This window comes from Corallincola luteus (assembly GCF_004336975.1).
Lineage (GTDB): Bacteria > Pseudomonadota > Gammaproteobacteria > Enterobacterales > Neiellaceae > Corallincola > Corallincola holothuriorum.
Genome location: NZ_SJXE01000004.1, coordinates 99,298 through 115,662, shown reverse-complemented (window position 1 = coordinate 115,662; position 16,365 = coordinate 99,298). Strand labels below are relative to the sequence as shown.

Genomic DNA, 16,365 nt, shown 5'->3' with positions numbered 1-16,365 from the left:
ATGGCCTTAAAATTTTCAGATTCAAAGTTTTTTCTCGGTGATACCGCGTTTGAGGATCAACTTATATTTCCTACTGATGAGCTACCGACGGTAGATTATTTGGCTTATAAAGCGCACCAACTACGCGCGCGATTTAGTCATTCATACCAGTTCCAGGACGGGCTAACCAAGTTCGATAGACTTCAGGCCTATTTGTTGTCGAAAAGAGATCTGCTGCGTGAGCAAATCAGTTCTGATCTGCCTGTTATCTTTTTAATGCCGCAACTGTCCCCGTCTGCAGATGAAGCGGGGAAGCTAGCTTTTGACTTGGTAACCACGCTCTTTCCTGAGCTCGCCACCTCTGCCAACTGTTATCTCTACCCTTATGGGCGCGCATCTGCATTAATGGGTATGAAGCGTTTAGATACGCTCCTTGAACAGTCACAGGTCACGCACGTTACTATTGTCGCTGCTGACTGCTCTGCATTGTCGCTGACCAATGAATATGTAGCGAATGATTGTTTATTGCTTACTCGCGTCGCAAAGAGCGATGTTGGTGTCCTGATTCCCTGGCTCAAAACGGAAGCGCAACTTACTACGACGGAGGTGGGTGGTGCTGTCAGTGCGATTTTCAGCGGCTATGTGACAGAAATAGGGTCTCCTGTAGACCAGTATTGTGTGACGCACGCAGCGGAAGAGCAGCGAGATGAATGGCTTTGTAGCTATCAAAAGTTGGCTAAGGTGCTCTCCCCACAAACTAAAACGAGCTTTTCTAACTTATTCCTTGGCGAGCTTGGTGCAGCCAGCGGCCTGTTTGAGGTTTTAAATTACTATCGCCAAGGAGTCGCACAAACTTCGTGTGATGTCGGCAACCGGTTGCAATTAGATATATCAGAATATGCATATCGGTCTGCAGCCTTATTAACTTGGCAAGGATAGATTGGCTGCGAATTTGGAGCGGGTGAAGGGAATCGAACCCTCGTATGCAGCTTGGGAAGCTGCCGTTCTACCATTGAACTACACCCGCATTTTCAACCTAGAATCACCTATTTCTGCCGAGTTAACAATAATAAAGTGACTACTCTGCATCCTGTATTACTTCTTCCACAAAACCTTTTGCTTCAATGGTAGCTTTACTCGAGCGCGCTTTATATACGGTTCCACTTTGCACGCGGCGATGGCGAATGGTGCTAAGCATGTGGCGATGGCCATTTGAATCAATATACAACCACTGCCGATATTGTTTCGACCTTTTTAGCGCGAGGTTGTGAGTTCTTGCTCCAGAACCGCCTAACTCTATGCATATCCTTTTCCATTCTGGCCCGTGAGGTCTTATAGCTTTACTTCTTCCATACAAAGAAGCGATAACAAAGTGGGCTACCTCATGGGGAAGAGTTTCATTTTCAAAGAACGCTTTATCAGCGGCGATCGCTTTGGCATTAAACTCCAGATGACATTGGGTTAGTTGACCAAATAGCGAGAACTGCGTTGTGCACTTACCAGCTGCCACACCGGTCAGATTAAAGGAGTAGGTTGGGCGTACATTTACGCTAGGGTAACGCTCTTCTACGCAAGAGAGTAATGATATGACAGCCTGAGAGTAGATAGTTAAATCCTTGATGTTGCTTAATACTGAGGTTTATCTTTGCTTCCGTATGCTGACATCGTCGATGATTCTTACGGCGAACTATATCTGTGATGATAATCACCTTAACTAGGCTCTCTTTTTACAATCGCCTTGCGCTGGATCACGACCTGCTCAAAATCCGTTCGATGAAGCCAATCTCTATTGTTAATGTTACCGAATAGCGATGCTGAAAAATTGGGCGTATTTATGTTGGATCAAGCGATCAGAGAAATCAAATCCGGTGCCAGAGGCTTTAATCGAAATGAGGTCTTTGCCTTGGCGATAAACGAAGGTTATAGCGCCAATCATGCACAAGAATTAAGTAATGCGCTTCATGATGCAGTTCAAAGTGATTGGCAGTCGGTTAGCGTCCTACTAGATACGTTAGAGATGCGCGGTTACAGTGATTTGATCGGTGAGCTGGCACAATGGTAATCTAGGAGAACTAATTCGGTTTATAAATGACCACAAGGATGTGAGAAAAATGCGCAGTTTCTATCAAGTCTCTCTTCTCTTTATATCTATTATTTCGTCAGCTATCGTCGTGGCGGGTACCTACACTGTAACCAACGTAAAATGTGAAGGTGGCTGGGTAACCCGTGAAGACGACAAATTGGTTGTGATATCTAAGTGTGGCTCCCCAGTGTTGTCAGATGTGGTCTCCGGCGATGATGAAACCAAAGTTGAACGCGTCGGTTTTCAACTCGAAAATGAAAAACAGATCACGATCTTCACATTCAAAGCCGGAAAAGTGGTCTTAATTGAGAAGATTAGTGATTAAAAGAAATGAGCTCTGTTACTATCTGCTGCATTGTTAGTGCGAAACGAGTGAACGGTAAGTAATGGTAAGCAAAGTGCAATCGGTTCTGTTTGTATGTATGGGGAACATCTGTCGTTCGCCAACAGCTGAAGCCGTCTTTAAAGTGAAAGCCGAAGAGGCTGGTTTTAATATAAAGTCGGATTCCGCCGGTACTATTGGCTACCATCAGGGCACTTCACCCGATCCCCGTGCGCAAGCGGCAGGGGAGTTGCGCGGCTACTTTTTTACGGGTCTTAAAGCGCGAAAAATCGTAGCAAGTGATTTCCAAGAGTTTGACTTAATATTGGTGATGGATAACCAAAATATGGATGACCTAGCCGAGATCTGTCCGCCGGAATACCGCGAGAAGATAAAACTCATGCTCAGCTACGGAACCTCCTCATTGTCAGAAGTACCCGACCCGTACTACGGCGGAGCAAAAGGTTTTGAAGTGGTACTGAATCTACTTGAAGATGCTTGTGATGGTTTAATCCGAAGCTTCGAGTAGCGCCATCGTTTCCTTACCCAGACACCAGTTCATTACCTAATCTATATCTATGCCCGGGATAGATTAACCGGGCAAAACTTACCGCACTCTTGTCGCTCAGCGTCTGCCTGGTTACCTGTATACAGGGTTGTGCTGCATCAATCTTAAGCCATTCGCACATACTTGATGTTGGTAGAATTGCTTCTATTTGATGGCTGGCCTCCGTCAGTGGCGCGACACCACAGAGATAGTCGTGGGGGGTCGTATGATTGAAGTCTTGAGCAAGATATTGCGGCGCGAAATCGGGGTTGACCGCACGCTGCTCCAATTGCACTGCAATGCCATCTTGCAGGTGCACTATCATGCTGAAAAACACCTCGTTGCCTTCCGCTGTACCGAGTGCAAACGCTGTTTCGCGATCGGCGGGGCGTGATGTCAGCAAAAGAACTCGGCTCTTATAATGGCTTCCACGTTCACGGATCTCGTCGGCAATATTCTTGAACTCAAAAATCGGTGATTGACCACGAGGATCACTGACAAAAGTGCCGCGCCCCTTAACGGAAAAGAGGACATTTTTTGCCACCAATTCTTGTAATGCCCGTCTTGCCGTCATACGGCTAACGCTGAACGTGGAAGCTAGCTGATTTTCGGAAGGCGTTTGTTGATTAGGTTTGAGTGTTCCTTCCCTGATCGCATCTCTAATTGATTGTTGGATATCTAAAAATTTAGGCATGTAAGCTCCAACTCCCTTATAGTGTGTCATACCCTTAGAGCTATCAATATAGCAAAGAATACAGTTGTATATACAGCGGATATTGCACTGCTTAGCCGGCGTTCAGGAGAGTCACCAGTGATGAAGAGTGTACGTTTATTATCGAGCGCTTTTATGGCCACAGAAGAGAGTACTCAAACTGCGATGCTGGAAGCATTTAGTCAACTGCCTGAAGACACTGCGGCTGCCGATAATCATCTGATCGACAGTATGCTGGGTTTGAACCGTGACGGCTCGGAGTATGTCTTAATCTTTGTGCGAACGGCGCCAACGAGAAAGTTATCTACGCTTGTGCTCGAAGCACTTGCCATTAAGCTGCTGAATAGCCACCCTGAGAATAAGATCTGTGCCGGGTTGGAAGTGGACCAAGCTGATGTCAATCGCGTTGTTCACATGGCTGCCATGTGCAACCTTAAAGTTGTACTCATCGGTGGTGGCCCAGAAACGCTGATAGGCATGACCGAAGGGATCGGCGCTTATACTGGCGCGCCCCTCGCCAGCTTGTTTCTTCAAGCTGATAACGTCGAACTGCCGCAGCCTGAATTATTGCAAGCTGCTGTTATGCAATACGAAGAGGGTGAAGTGGGCCGTTTATCGGCAATGGCGGGGACGGTTGTAAAGCCGCTATTTGCAGCGTTAGAAAGAGCCTGCTTTAGCGATCTGAATACACTATATAGTGCTGATGATGTGTCATGGTCGAAAGCGGTTATTACTCATGCGGACTATCTTGCTGACTCAAAACTGCCTTCGATGATGACTATTGATTTGGCGCGGATAGCGGTGGAAGAGAACGGAACGAGGCAACTGCCGATCTCTATGGCACACGCTAAGGTGTTTTTGTCCCGCAGTTGTAATCGCCTCAAAAGTCGATATTTACACTTGGCACCGCCAGCAAAGCTCAGTGATAGGCAGTGCGCAAGTATGATAGCGGAGCTTATTCTCCGCTTCTATCAGTCACATGAAGCTAGAAGCTCAATCAACTTGAACTACCAAACCCTTTAGATAGAGCCCTTCAGGGTAGCTGCTTAACACTGGGTGATCTTGACTTTGGTGAAGCCACTTCAAAAACCACGCTTCGCGACCTGCGTCTAGTGCCGCGTCTGCGACAACCTTTTGGAACAGGTCCGTTGGCATCAGGCCTGAGCAGGAAAAAGTAAGCAAGATCCCACCGGGCTTAAGCAATTGCATTGCGATCATATTGATATCTTTGTAGCCACGGCAAGCACGAGTTAACTGTTGCTTACTGTCGACGAACTTTGGTGGATCAAGAATGATCGTATCGAACTGCTTTCCTTCTGCCCGATAACGACGAAGCAACTTAAACACATCTTCACGAATAAACTCAGCCTTGCTGAGATCCAACCCATTCAGCTCAACATTTTGCTTGGCAATATCGAGTGCGGGTTGTGACATGTCGACGTTGACCACATGAGCAGCGCCGGCTTTCAGAGCATAGGTACCAAAACCGCCGGTATAACTAAAGCAGTTGAGTACAGTTTTATCTTTTGCGTAATCAGCACTAACCAGACGATTATCTCTTTGGTCCAGGTAATAGCCTGTTTTATGTCCTTGCTGAATGTCGACTAGCAGCTTTAAGCCATTTTCTTCAATAACGGCTTCGGTGGAAGGCATCTCACCATGCAACAGGTTGGTAACCGGTAATAAGCCTTCTTTCTTGCGAACATCTACGTCTGAGCGTTCATAGACTGAATGCTCCGGGAAGACATGTTGCAGTGCCGCTACGATAGCGCCGCGCCAACGTTCGCCACCGGCTGAGAGTAGCTGACACACCACCGTATCGGCATACTTATCGATAGTGATCCCCGGTAAGCCATCAGACTCTGCAGCAACAACGCGATAGGCCGTCGGAAGGTTATCCGCCAACACTTTAAGTTTACGGGCATTCGCCGCCGCAATACGACGAAGGAAAAATGCTTCATCTACTTCTTCTGACTCGTCAAAAGTCCAGATACGGGCGCGTATTTGAGACTCTGCGGAATAGGCGCCTCTGGCTACCCAACTGCCGTCGGTTGCGTATATATTGACCGTATCACCCAATTGCGGTTTGCCTTTAACTTTACTAACGGCGCCAGAAAAGACCCATGGATGGCGTCTGAGTAATGATTTTTCACGGCCTTTGGCTAATGTAATTGAGGCTGTCATTGTGCTATTCCAAGATAAAAGAGGCGGGATTGTAAGGGCTAAAGCGTAGCAGGGATAGCAGAATCATGACTTAACTCAACGCAAGCTAAACTTCAGGAAACGAAAAAGAGGCGAAAATAACGATGCGAGAGGCGAGGTTGTGTCTTGTCGAGGGCTGTGTTCAAGGTGTTGGCTTTCGTTACTATACTCAGCAGGAAGCGCTAAAGCGCGGACTGTCGGGCTATGCCAAAAACCTGGTGGATGGTCGGGTGGAAGTATTAATCGAAGGCGAATTGAGTGCAATTAGCGCCATGTTGGTGTGGTTAGAAACTGGGCCGCGAACAGCGACTGTGGAGTCTTTAAAAATAGACCAAGTACCGTGCGCTAATGTTAGCGAGTTTCGCACCTTATAGAAGAAAATGCGTCACGCAAAAAGAACCCGGATAACTAAGCTATCCGGGCTTTCTATATTACATGATACGCATGCCAGGCTTGGCGCCACTATCAGGGCTTAAGATATAGATCTCTTTACCCCCAGGGCCGGCGGCCGCCACCATACCTTCCGATACACCAAAGCGCATTTTACGTGGTGCCAGATTCGCCACCATCACCGTTAGCTTGCCTTCAAGGTCCTCAGGCGTATAGGCGCTCTTGATACCTGCAAATACCTGACGGGTTTCGCCGCCTAGGTCTAAGGTCAACTTGAGTAACTTCTTCGCTTCCGGCACTTCTTCTGCTTTGGCGATAAGTGCCACGCGTAGGTCAACCTTGGCAAAATCGTCAAACTGTATCTCATCAGCCAGTGGATCTTTTGCCAGTTCTGATTCAGCCTGCTCTGGTGTTTCAGTAGCTGGACCGGCCACGTTTGCTGTTTGCAAATTCTCTTTTGACGCATCAACCATCGCGGTTACTTTATCCATCTCTACCCGCTGCATTAGCGGTTTGAATTTATTGATTTTAGCGCCTGTAAGCACCTTAGTTGTGCTTTCCCAAGTTAAGCTGTCATTTAGGAACAGTTCGACTTCAGCAGCCATCGCTGGTAACACAGGCTTAAGGTAGACCATCAAGATCCTGAACAGGTGGATCGCCAGTGAACAGACGTCATGGGCATGTTGCTCTTGGCCTTCGGTCTTCACCAGTTTCCATGGTGCTTGCTCGGCAATATAGGCATTAGCCTTGTCCGCCAATGCCATAATGTCGCGCATCGCTTTGCCAAACTCTCGAGCTTCATAATGCTCAGCAATGGTCTCAGACCCATTTACGAACTCATCAAGTAACGCTTGGTCAGCGATAGTGGTTGATAAGGTGCCGTCGAAGCGTTTACTGATGAACCCTGCAGTACGGCTGGCGATATTCACCACCTTGCCGACCAAGTCTGAATTTACCCGTTGGGCAAAGTCTTCAAGATTCAGGTCCAAATCATCGATTTTGCTGCTGAGCTTTGCCGCATAGAAGTAGCGCAAATATTCAGGATTTAAATGATCAAGGTAAGAGCGCGCCTTGATAAACGTACCCCGACTCTTGGACATCTTCGCACCATTGACCGTCACATAACCGTGAGCGTGTACCGCCGTCGGTTGGCGTAGATCTGCGCCGTGTAACATCGCAGGCCAGAACAGACAGTGGAAGTAGGTGATATCTTTACCGATGAAATGATGAACTTCGGCATCGGAGCCGGGTGCCCAGAATTCATCAAAGTTCAGGTCGTCACGCTTATCACACAGATTCTTAAAGCTGGCGAGGTAGCCGATAGGCGCATCTAACCAGACATAGAAATACTTACCCGGTGCGTTAGGGATCTCGAAACCGAAGTAGGGGGCATCACGGCTGATATCCCACTGCTTGAGATCGCCTTCAAACCACTCTTTCAGTTTATTGGCATTCTCTTCTTGCAGGGCACCGCTATTGAGCCATTCACCAAGCATCTCTTTAAATTGTGGCAAATCGAAGAAGAAATGCTCTGAATCTTTGAGGATAGGGGTAGCACCTGAGACGACAGATTTAGGCTGTTTCAGATCTGTTGGGCTATAAGTGGCGCCACAGTTGTCACAGTTATCGCCGTTCTGATCTTCAGCGTCGCAGCGCGGGCAGGTACCCTTAACAAAGCGATCAGGCAGAAACATCTCTTTTTCAGGGTCGAATAGCTGACTGATGGTACGGGTCTTGATATAGCCAGAGTCATTTAATCTGGTGTAAATCATCTCCGCCAGCGCTTTGTTTTCATCACTGTGAGTAGAATGATAGTTGTCAAAGCTGATCTGAAAATCGGCAAAGTCTTGCTGATGCTCAATCGCTGTTTGCGCAATCATCTCTTCAGGCGATATACCCAATTGCTGCGCTTTAAGCATGATCGGCGTGCCATGCGCGTCATCGGCACACACATAGTGACAAGCGTGACCACGGAGTTTTTGAAAGCGTACCCAGATATCCGTTTGAATATACTCGAGCAAGTGGCCTAGATGGATCGGCCCATTTGCATAAGGCAGGGCGCTGGTAACCAAAATGTTTCGCGACATGGTGTCGTCCAAATCCTGAATTCGTTGCACTTTTATAAGGAAGCGGATTTTACTAGAAGCAGCGCCAGCTTGCACCCGCTTCGGCCTAAACAATTGACGTGATACACTTCTGAGCCCGCAGAACGATAAGAATTACCCATGACAATCGATAATAGATCCGCCTTTTTAGTCGCTGTTGGTGATTTAGTAGAGCCGCTGACAGGAAGCACGTTAAGCCAGTTGTCCGCTCAGATAGAGCTTAGCAATAATGCAGTTACCATCACTGTTGGCAGTTTTAATAAAGAATTCAAAGACCAATTAACGGGGCAGGTTGAGCGCTTAGTTGCGCAGTATGGTTTGGGTGATATAGCAATAACTATTTTAACCCGAGTGCCGGATTACCTAGTAGATGAATCCCGCGAAAACCTCAGTAAAGTGAAAAGTATTATTGCTGTGGCGAGCGGCAAAGGCGGCGTGGGCAAGTCAGCCACGGCTGCCAACTTAGCGTTAGCGCTAGCCCATGACGGTGCTGCTGTTGGCCTACTAGATGCAGATATCTACGGGCCCTCTGTACCTATTATGCTAGGTGTAGAAGGTGCAACGCCCGCGTCACCCGACGGCAAAGTGATGGCTCCCGTTGCGGCTCACGGTATTGTCTGTAACTCGTTGGGCTTTATTATCGACAGCGATAAAGCTGCTGTTTGGCGCGGGCCAATGGCTTCGGGTGCGTTACAACAACTGATAAATGACACCCAATGGCCTGAGCTGGACTATCTGGTCATCGATATGCCACCGGGCACCGGCGATATTCAGCTCACCTTGGCGCAGAAAGTACCAGTCAGTGCCGCCCTCGTGATCACGACGCCGCAAAATCTTGCGCTCTCTGATGCCAGGCGTGGTGTGGATATGTTCAATCAGGTCAATATCCCCGTTTGCGGCGTGGTAGAGAATATGAGCTTTTATTCTTGCGAACAGTGCGGCCACATTAATCACATCTTTGGTAAAGAAGGGGGCGATCTGTTAGCTAAAGAGACGGGCGTCCCGCTGTTGGCGCGTTTACCGCTGGAACCCTCGATCCGAAGTGATGCGGACTCTGGTAACCCTTCAGTCGCTGCCGATCCAAGTAAGCCTGTGAGCCAGCTTTACATAGAATTGGCGAGAAAAGTTGGTGCGTTTGTTTGGTCTCGGCATCAAGCCGCAACCGATAACGTACCTATTATCGAAATACAATAAGCAAAAGGTTGCGAAAAATAGGCGTCAGCGTTTTAATGAGCGCGCCGATCTATAGGGGAACAGCATGAGACTTTGTGATACCGATATTGAACGTTATTTAGACGAAGAACGCATAATCATTGATCCACGCCCATCGAGCGAACTGATTAGCGGGGTTAGTGTCGATGTCACCTTGGGTAACACCTTCCGTACGTTCAATGATCACACCGCCCCTTACATTGATTTGAGTGGCCCCAGAGAAGAGGTGCAGGCGGCAATGCAACGGGTGATGAGCGAAGAGATTGTCATTGCCGATGGCGATGCGTTCTTTCTGCACCCAGGTGAGTTGGCATTAGCCGTGACCCATGAGTCTGTGACACTGCCCGCCGATATTGTCGGTTGGTTAGATGGTCGTTCTTCGCTGGCTCGGTTGGGACTCATGGTGCACGTGACGGCCCACCGTATTGATCCGGGTTGGTCTGGACGCATCGTGTTGGAGTTCTATAACAGTGGTAAGTTGCCATTAGCATTGCGCCCCAAAATGAAAATCGGAGCACTAAACTTCGAAACGCTCACCGCGCCGGCTGCACGCCCTTATAACAAACGCACTGACGCTAAATACAAGGATCAACAAAGTGCAGTGGCGTCCCGAATTAGTGAAGACGAGTCATTATAAGCACTAAATAAGCCCCCAGAATGGGGCGTTGAATGAGCCGACGTCAGTCGGCTTTTTTGTATCCTCGTCATTTTCATACCCCCTTAGAGATATTTTTGTCACCTAACTGTCACATATTGATCTAAATCAACAGTGTTGGCATGGAACCTGCCTTTACATACCCGTAACCAAATCATAACAGACGGTTCATAAGCCGCGATTCGGGATTGCACGCGACCAATATCTTTATCTAATCGCGTCACATAATGTTTAAGGGAGTTCTACTAATGCATACATCTAATACACTGAAAAATGCTATCAAGCTTAGCCCGATCGCCTTGGCTATCGGCCTAGCCACTGCACCTGTTCAAGCAGAGTTGCTTGACGATATAGCCACCGGTATTAAAGAAGGTAGCACCAAACTAAGCATGCGCTACCGTTATGAATATGTGGACCAAGACGGTAAGGACAAAGAAGCCAACGCGAGTACATTGAAGTCGCGCATTACCTATACGTCAGCACCTATCAGTGGTTTCATTGCCGGTGTAGAAGCCGACCATGTATTGGTTGTGGGTAACGATAACTACAACAGTACCGAGAACGGAAAGACTGAATACCCAGTGGTTGCCGATCCGAAAGGCACTGATCTGAACCAAGCGTTTTTAAAGTACGTTGGCTTTGAAGATACCACTGCTACGCTCGGTCGTCAGCGCATTAATCTCGGTGACCAACGTTTTGTCGGCGGTGTTGGCTGGCGCCAAAACGAGCAGACTTATGATGGTGGCCGTGTCGAATACGCATTCTCCGAGGCGCTCTCTGTTGACGCATCATATATCTGGAACGTGAACCGCATCTTTGGCCCAGATGGTGCTGACTCAGATCTGCACGGTAATATCGGTGCGCTTAACCTCACTTATGATGCCGGTAAATTTGGTAAGGTGACGGCGTTTGACTACTATCTCGACTTCGATAACAACGATGGTTTATCGAGCAACACCGTTGGTTTTGTTTATAACGGCGGTTATGCGCTGAGCGAGACGACCAAGCTTGGACTAAAAGCGTCTTATGCGATGCAGTCCGACGCCGGTGATAATCCAGCCAGCTATGATGCAGATTACTATTTGGTTGAAGGTAGTGTGAAGTTCAAGCCTGTTTCTGTCAGTGCTGGCTACGAGGTTCTGGGATCAGACGATGGCGTTAGCTTTAAAACACCGTTGGCCACGCTGCATAAATTCCAGGGTTTTGCCGACAAGTTTCTCGTTACACCAGGTGATGGTGTTGTCGATACCTATGTAAAAGTCGCAGGCTCAGTAGCGGGTGTTAAGTTAGCCGCCTTCTATCACAATTTCGAATCGGATGAGGGCAGCACAGACTACGGTACAGAGATTGATCTGGTTGCTTCATATAAGATTAACAAACACTTTGGCATTCTCGGTAAGTATGCTTCCTACGATGCCGATGACCATGCAACCGACACCGACAAGTTCTGGCTACAACTCACCTCAACTTTCTAATTTGGTGAATAGTTCTTGCCATTAGGTAGAGAGCTCCTTAACGTCAAGGCTTGCCGGCAGCGTTAAGGAGCTCTTTTGCTTTACTATCCCGCATATTTAACTCTGAAAGATCGGAACGTGCTCGTTGTAGGTGGCGGTGCGGTTGGTTGCCGTCGACTTTCGCCATTGATTGAAGCCGGAGCAAAGGTGACGCTCGTGGCGCCGCAGCTGGTTGACGAAGCGACCATGTTGGTCGAAAAGCATGACCTCAAATGGCTATGTCGTTCTTATTCCGCAGAGCTGCTTGCAGAGCAATGGTTAGTTATCGCAGCAACAAACAGTGCAGAACTAAATACGGCGATCGCACAGCAGGCGGAAGCTGACGGGATCTTTTGTAATGTCGCGAACGATGCAAATACGGGCAGTTTTATTTGCCCTTCGCTTATCAATGACGGGCAATGCCAGATCGCCATTGCAACAGGGGGCGCTGCGCCCGTACTCACTCGGCTGTTAAAATTCCGCATCCGCGCAATTTTGCCACGCCACCTGAAACAACTGATAGCGGTCTCTGCGGCAAAACGCGCCGACATAAAGCGCACCTTCAGTACGGTCAGTCATCGGCGGCGATTCTGGGAGGGCTTCTTCAGTAAAGCGTTAAATCCGGACAACACAGACTATGCAAAACTATACCAACAGCACCTAAGTGAGGTCACTGAGCAGGCTAGCGCTGTGGTTCCGTTAACTTGTGTACTACCGGATGATCTTGATGATCTCTCTTTTGGTATGGTGAAAAAGCTTCATCAAGCAGATCTGGTTATCGTCAGCGAAAAAGATGAAAGACGGATAGAGACTTTTATCCGCCAGGACTGCCGGCGGGTGCGCCCGGAGGCCTACGCGCAGATAACACCCGAACCACATGCGTCGGTGATTGCGATCGTCACGAACTAACTAACGGTTAAACCAGTAAAGCTGCACCAAGTTAGCCAGTAACAATAGGCCTGCAACCACCTGCCAAAAGGTGAGGGGGCTGCGCTCAATGAGCGGTGCCCGTTCAAATTTTTCAATCAGTTCATCATTTGGTTGCGAGATATCGTGAAAAAATTCAGATAACGCATGCTGCCGGTTTTTAGGGTTCGGAGAGCACGCTTTCTTAATGGCTAAATCGATCCACAGCGGTCGTTTGGTTTTTCGGTGTGCTAGCGGCGTATATTGCCAGACATTAAGGCTGGTTGGGGGGTTAAGCTTTGGATCTTTCAAAGAGAACGGACGCTCACCACAAAGCATTTCGTAAACGATCACGCCAAGGCTAAACAGATCGGATTGAAAGGTACCTTTATGTCCCATTAAGTATTCAGGGGCAATATAGTCAACAGAGCCGACTGGGCAGGTTTCTAAATTAAAGCGCTCAATCTCATCTAAGCCCGCCACCTGTACCGTCCCAAAGTCGACAAGTTTCACCGTTCCATCGTTTCGGATCATGATGTTTTCTGGTTTAAGATCACGATGCACCATTTGGTGCCTTTGCAAGGCTCGAATGCCGCTAATGACCTGTTTCAATATTGGGCGGATCAGCGCCATATCCGGTGTGGGGTGGTCGTACATCCATTGGCGAAGCGTAATACCATCTATGTATTCGCAAAGATGGTAGCGAAACGGGCTTTCTGAATCCGCGGGCTGACAGCGCATCACGTTATCGTGATCTATCTGTTCACCGACCCAGGCTTCGCGCACAAAACCTTCGAGATATTGCGGATCATCGGAAAAGTTTTCTGATGGTGCTTTTAGTACCCATTGGGTCTCATCTGATGACTCCACAAGATAGACATGGCTGCGCGTGTTGCTATGCAGCACTTTCACGATCTTGTAGCCGTCAATCTCGTTACCGACAGCCATCACCGGCGGGATCACTTTTGAGGTGAGTACCGACTGGGCTTCGGTCATCGTCTGCAAGGGCAGCGACTCAACCTCGACAAGCAGGCAGGTCAGGTTATCGTCACTATGAGAATCAGCAGCGAACGCAGCGATAGCATCTGATTTATCCTGTAGCTCCTGTTGCGAAGCCATCAGTTCTGTCAGTTGTTGCGGGCTGATCGCGTCATGGATCCCATCCGTAGTGAACAGCAGTTGATCACCTACTTGCAGCGGCACAGATTTAAAGTCGATCTGGAGCTTGTTATCTATACCTAAGGCGCGTGTCAGATAAAGCTTATTGGCTCGCTGATAATGGCAATGATCCTGGGTTAGTAACGCCAGTTCATTGTCGCGATAAAGATAGATCCGACTGTCGCCGACATGGAAAAGGTAAGCGGTTTGCCCCTTAATAATTGCCGCGCTTAATGTCGTTACCAAGCTGTCTTCGGTGTTCAGTGCACGGTGGCCCTGAGCGAATAACCAGTTGTTCAACGCGCTCAAAACACGGGTGGCTGATTTTTCAACCGTCCAACTATCTGGCGTACTGTAGTAGTTATTAATAAAGTCGGTCACCGCCGTGCGGCTGGCTATTTCGGCGCTGCTACAACAGCTGGCGCCATCAGCGATCACAGCCGTGATCCCTTTGTGTACGAGTTCGCCACCGTGAGCAACTTTCACCGCCAAGGCGTCATCATTTTTTTGTTTAACACCAGCACTACTATGGCTGGCAAAGCGAACACTCAAAACCGACATCAATGGCTTCCTGCAGGGCTTTAAACTAATAAAAAACACACAGTAAAAACATAGAAAAATGGGAGGCATAACCTCCCATTTCAAGCTAGCTAGTTGCGCTCAATCAAGGCTAACTTACCGTGATTAGTTCAACCGTGCCATCTTCATTTACTTCTGCCATCTGACCTTTCGGCTCTTCCATAAATAGCAGCGTGATAAAGCCAACAACCGCTGTACCGGCGATAACAAAGAAGAAAGTCTGATAGTCAACAAACGACAATACAGTCAGATAGGTTACCGCACCCACGTTACCATAAGCACCTGTCATGCCGGCTATTTGTCCAGTCAAACGACGCTTAATCAATGGTACGGCGGCAAATACTGCGCCTTCACCGGCTTGCACGAAGAATGAACATGCCATCGCTGCAGCAACGGCTAACCAAAGCGGCCACGTACCATCAACAAGACCCATACACAGATAGCCAACCGCTAAACCGGCAGTCAAGATAAGCAGAGTCTTCTTACGGCCACAACGGTCAGATATCCAACCGCCACCAGGACGTGACATCAGGTTCATAAAGGCATAGGCAGAAGCCAACAGACCTGCGTAAACCATATCCAATGCGAATACTTCACTGAAGAACAGCGGCAGCATAGATACCACAGCCAGTTCAGATCCGAACGTCGCGAAGTAAAGGATATTCAATACAGCGACCTGCTTAAACTTGTACTGATGAATCTCTGGTACTGGCTCTTTGAACAGGTTCTTGTTTACCTGTATCACTTTGTAAGAGTCAAAGATGTACAAGAACACCAGGCCGATATACATACCGTATGAAACGGTACTGCTTAACATATCAATATTGCTCGGTGACAACTTCCAGGTCAGCAAGGCTAACGCTGCATACATTGGCACTTTCATGATCAGCAGGAAGATCAAATCACCCTTGCTGGTCACTTCCATACCGCCGACTTGCTTTGGCTTAAAGTAAGTAGAACCTTCAGGTGTGTTGCGGACTGTACGGTAGTAGATAACACTGTAGAAAAGACAGATCGCACCGGTGGATGCAATCGCATAACGCCAGCCTTCGTCACCACCGAACAGCAGGGCAACGGTCGGTAATGAAATAGCGGCCGCGGCTGAGCCAAAGTTACCCCAGCCACCATAGATACCTTCTGCGGTACCTAGTTCATTGGCAGGGAACCATTCCGACACCATACGGATACCGATAACGAATCCGGCACCCACAAAACCTAATGCAAAACGGGCAATGGCAGCTTGTAAGAAGGTATCTGCAAAGGCAAACATAAAACAGGGGATAGAGCTGACAGCTAAAAGCACCGAATAAACCAGACGAGGGCCGAAGCGGTCGGTTAGGGCACCAATGATGACCCGCGCAGGGATCGTTAAGGCCACGTTTAGAATTAACAGGGTTTTTATTTCCTGCGACGATAACCCTAATGTACCAGCAATCGCTTGCATCAGCGGTGCGTGGTTAAACCAAACTAAAAACGTAATAAAGAACGCGATCCAGCTGGCATGTAGAACCTTCATTTTTCCGGTAAAGGAAATCAGGTTGAACTTTTCTCCAGTCATTACAAACTCCTGGTGCCTTTAACGGCACGTTTTATAATTAATATTTATTTTGCTGCCAGAGCGTAGCTTCGCTCTGCCGCCTGAACTAAAAAAAACGGCAGGCGGAAATCCGCCTGCCAAATGCTCAGAGGGATTGCAGCTGAACTCGGCCTTCCAGTTCGCGAACTGGGTAAGTAGGAATGGCAACACTCGCATCTTCGATACAGCTGCCATCACGCAGTGAAAAATGTTGCTTATAAAGGGGGGACGCGACCACCGGCTCGCCTTGCAATGACCCGGTAATACCGCGGGAAAGCACATTGGCTTTGCCGAATGGGTCATAGTTACCAATCGCGAACAGTTGTTGACCGCAACCTGAGCGGAAAATCGCTACTTGTTCACCTTGATGTAAGGCACACACACCAACGCCTGCGTGGATATCACCAGCGTCACAAATATCTATCCAAGTTTCGTTACTCATGATC

Annotated in this window: 17 protein-coding genes and 1 tRNA gene; 10 read left to right on the top strand and 8 right to left on the bottom strand. The window is 48.2% G+C overall.

What is annotated here, in order from left to right:
- Positions 1 to 918 (top strand): hypothetical protein, encoded by a 918-nt coding sequence (locus EZV61_RS10095; RefSeq protein WP_131415404.1) that lies wholly within the window; start codon positions 1 to 3, stop codon positions 916 to 918.
- A 14-nt stretch (positions 919 to 932) separates the two neighbouring features.
- On the opposite strand, the gene EZV61_RS10090 is transcribed toward EZV61_RS10095, so the two are convergent.
- Positions 933 to 1,006, bottom strand: a tRNA-Gly gene (locus EZV61_RS10090).
- A 51-nt stretch (positions 1,007 to 1,057) separates the two neighbouring features.
- The gene (locus tag EZV61_RS10085; protein WP_338068541.1) at positions 1,058 to 1,567 is read right to left on the bottom strand and encodes a SprT family zinc-dependent metalloprotease; all 510 of its coding nucleotides are present in this window, start codon (positions 1,565 to 1,567) and stop codon (positions 1,058 to 1,060) included.
- Between the two features lie 246 nt (positions 1,568 to 1,813).
- Here EZV61_RS10085 and EZV61_RS10080 point away from each other — a divergent pair, with 246 nt between their 5' ends.
- From EZV61_RS10080 to EZV61_RS10070, 3 genes are all read left to right on the top strand, one after another.
- Positions 1,814 to 2,041 carry a hypothetical protein gene (locus EZV61_RS10080; protein WP_131415400.1) on the top strand — a complete coding sequence of 76 codons (228 nt, stop codon included), beginning with the start codon at positions 1,814 to 1,816 and terminating at the stop codon, positions 2,039 to 2,041.
- A gap of 49 nt (positions 2,042 to 2,090) precedes the next feature.
- The gene (locus tag EZV61_RS10075; protein ID WP_114336629.1) at positions 2,091 to 2,387 is read left to right on the top strand and encodes a DUF2845 domain-containing protein; all 297 of its coding nucleotides are present in this window, start codon (positions 2,091 to 2,093) and stop codon (positions 2,385 to 2,387) included.
- Positions 2,388 to 2,448: 61 nt separating this feature from the next.
- Positions 2,449 to 2,913, top strand: a complete 465-nt coding sequence (locus EZV61_RS10070; protein WP_131415398.1) for a low molecular weight protein-tyrosine-phosphatase — start codon at positions 2,449 to 2,451, stop codon at positions 2,911 to 2,913.
- Positions 2,914 to 2,926: 13 nt separating this feature from the next.
- On the opposite strand, the gene hutC is transcribed toward EZV61_RS10070, so the two are convergent.
- Positions 2,927 to 3,625: a histidine utilization repressor gene (gene hutC / locus EZV61_RS10065; protein WP_114336627.1), complete on the bottom strand. Its 699-nt coding sequence runs from the start codon at positions 3,623 to 3,625 to the stop codon at positions 2,927 to 2,929.
- A 117-nt stretch (positions 3,626 to 3,742) separates the two neighbouring features.
- On the opposite strand from hutC, the gene EZV61_RS10060 reads away from it, so the two are divergent.
- Complete coding sequence (locus EZV61_RS10060) at positions 3,743 to 4,666, top strand: hypothetical protein (RefSeq protein WP_131415396.1); 924 nt, start codon at positions 3,743 to 3,745, stop codon at positions 4,664 to 4,666.
- On the opposite strand, the gene EZV61_RS10055 is transcribed toward EZV61_RS10060, so the two are convergent.
- Positions 4,637 to 5,827: a class I SAM-dependent methyltransferase gene (locus EZV61_RS10055; RefSeq protein WP_130565589.1), complete on the bottom strand. Its 1,191-nt coding sequence runs from the start codon at positions 5,825 to 5,827 to the stop codon at positions 4,637 to 4,639. The two genes, EZV61_RS10060 and EZV61_RS10055, sit on opposite strands and share 30 nt — an antisense overlap.
- Positions 5,828 to 5,964: 137 nt before the next feature.
- On the opposite strand from EZV61_RS10055, the gene EZV61_RS10050 reads away from it, so the two are divergent.
- A complete protein-coding gene (locus tag EZV61_RS10050) occupies positions 5,965 to 6,219 on the top strand; it encodes an acylphosphatase (RefSeq protein ID WP_240695183.1) in 255 nt (84 codons plus the stop codon).
- 57 nt (positions 6,220 to 6,276) lie between these two features.
- Here the strand turns inward: EZV61_RS10050 and metG are convergent, their stop codons facing one another.
- Positions 6,277 to 8,322 carry a methionine--tRNA ligase gene (gene metG, locus EZV61_RS10045; protein WP_131415392.1) on the bottom strand — a complete coding sequence of 682 codons (2,046 nt, stop codon included), beginning with the start codon at positions 8,320 to 8,322 and terminating at the stop codon, positions 6,277 to 6,279.
- A 138-nt stretch (positions 8,323 to 8,460) separates the two neighbouring features.
- Here metG and apbC point away from each other — a divergent pair, with 138 nt between their 5' ends.
- From apbC to EZV61_RS10025, 4 genes are all read left to right on the top strand, one after another.
- A complete protein-coding gene (apbC, locus tag EZV61_RS10040) occupies positions 8,461 to 9,534 on the top strand; it encodes an iron-sulfur cluster carrier protein ApbC (RefSeq protein ID WP_131415390.1) in 1,074 nt (357 codons plus the stop codon).
- 64 nt (positions 9,535 to 9,598) lie between these two features.
- Positions 9,599 to 10,189: a dCTP deaminase gene (gene dcd / locus EZV61_RS10035; protein WP_114336621.1), complete on the top strand. Its 591-nt coding sequence runs from the start codon at positions 9,599 to 9,601 to the stop codon at positions 10,187 to 10,189.
- 266 nt (positions 10,190 to 10,455) lie between these two features.
- Positions 10,456 to 11,682 carry an alginate export family protein gene (locus EZV61_RS10030; protein ID WP_131415388.1) on the top strand — a complete coding sequence of 409 codons (1,227 nt, stop codon included), beginning with the start codon at positions 10,456 to 10,458 and terminating at the stop codon, positions 11,680 to 11,682.
- Positions 11,683 to 11,757: 75 nt separating this feature from the next.
- Positions 11,758 to 12,609, top strand: coding sequence for a precorrin-2 dehydrogenase/sirohydrochlorin ferrochelatase family protein (locus EZV61_RS10025; RefSeq protein ID WP_131415386.1), 852 nt, complete (start codon positions 11,758 to 11,760; stop codon positions 12,607 to 12,609).
- Here the strand turns inward: EZV61_RS10025 and EZV61_RS10020 are convergent, their stop codons facing one another.
- The 3 genes from EZV61_RS10020 to nirD form a co-directional block, all read right to left on the bottom strand.
- Positions 12,610 to 14,325: a bifunctional protein-serine/threonine kinase/phosphatase gene (locus tag EZV61_RS10020; protein WP_165569571.1), complete on the bottom strand. Its 1,716-nt coding sequence runs from the start codon at positions 14,323 to 14,325 to the stop codon at positions 12,610 to 12,612. It abuts the gene before it with no gap.
- A 109-nt stretch (positions 14,326 to 14,434) separates the two neighbouring features.
- Entirely contained in the window at positions 14,435 to 15,901 is a 1,467-nt protein-coding gene (locus tag EZV61_RS10015) for a NarK family nitrate/nitrite MFS transporter (protein ID WP_114336617.1), read from the bottom strand.
- 124 nt (positions 15,902 to 16,025) lie between these two features.
- Positions 16,026 to 16,361 (bottom strand): nitrite reductase small subunit NirD, encoded by a 336-nt coding sequence (nirD, locus tag EZV61_RS10010; RefSeq protein ID WP_114336616.1) that lies wholly within the window; start codon positions 16,359 to 16,361, stop codon positions 16,026 to 16,028.
- Positions 16,362 to 16,365 lie beyond the last annotated feature (4 nt).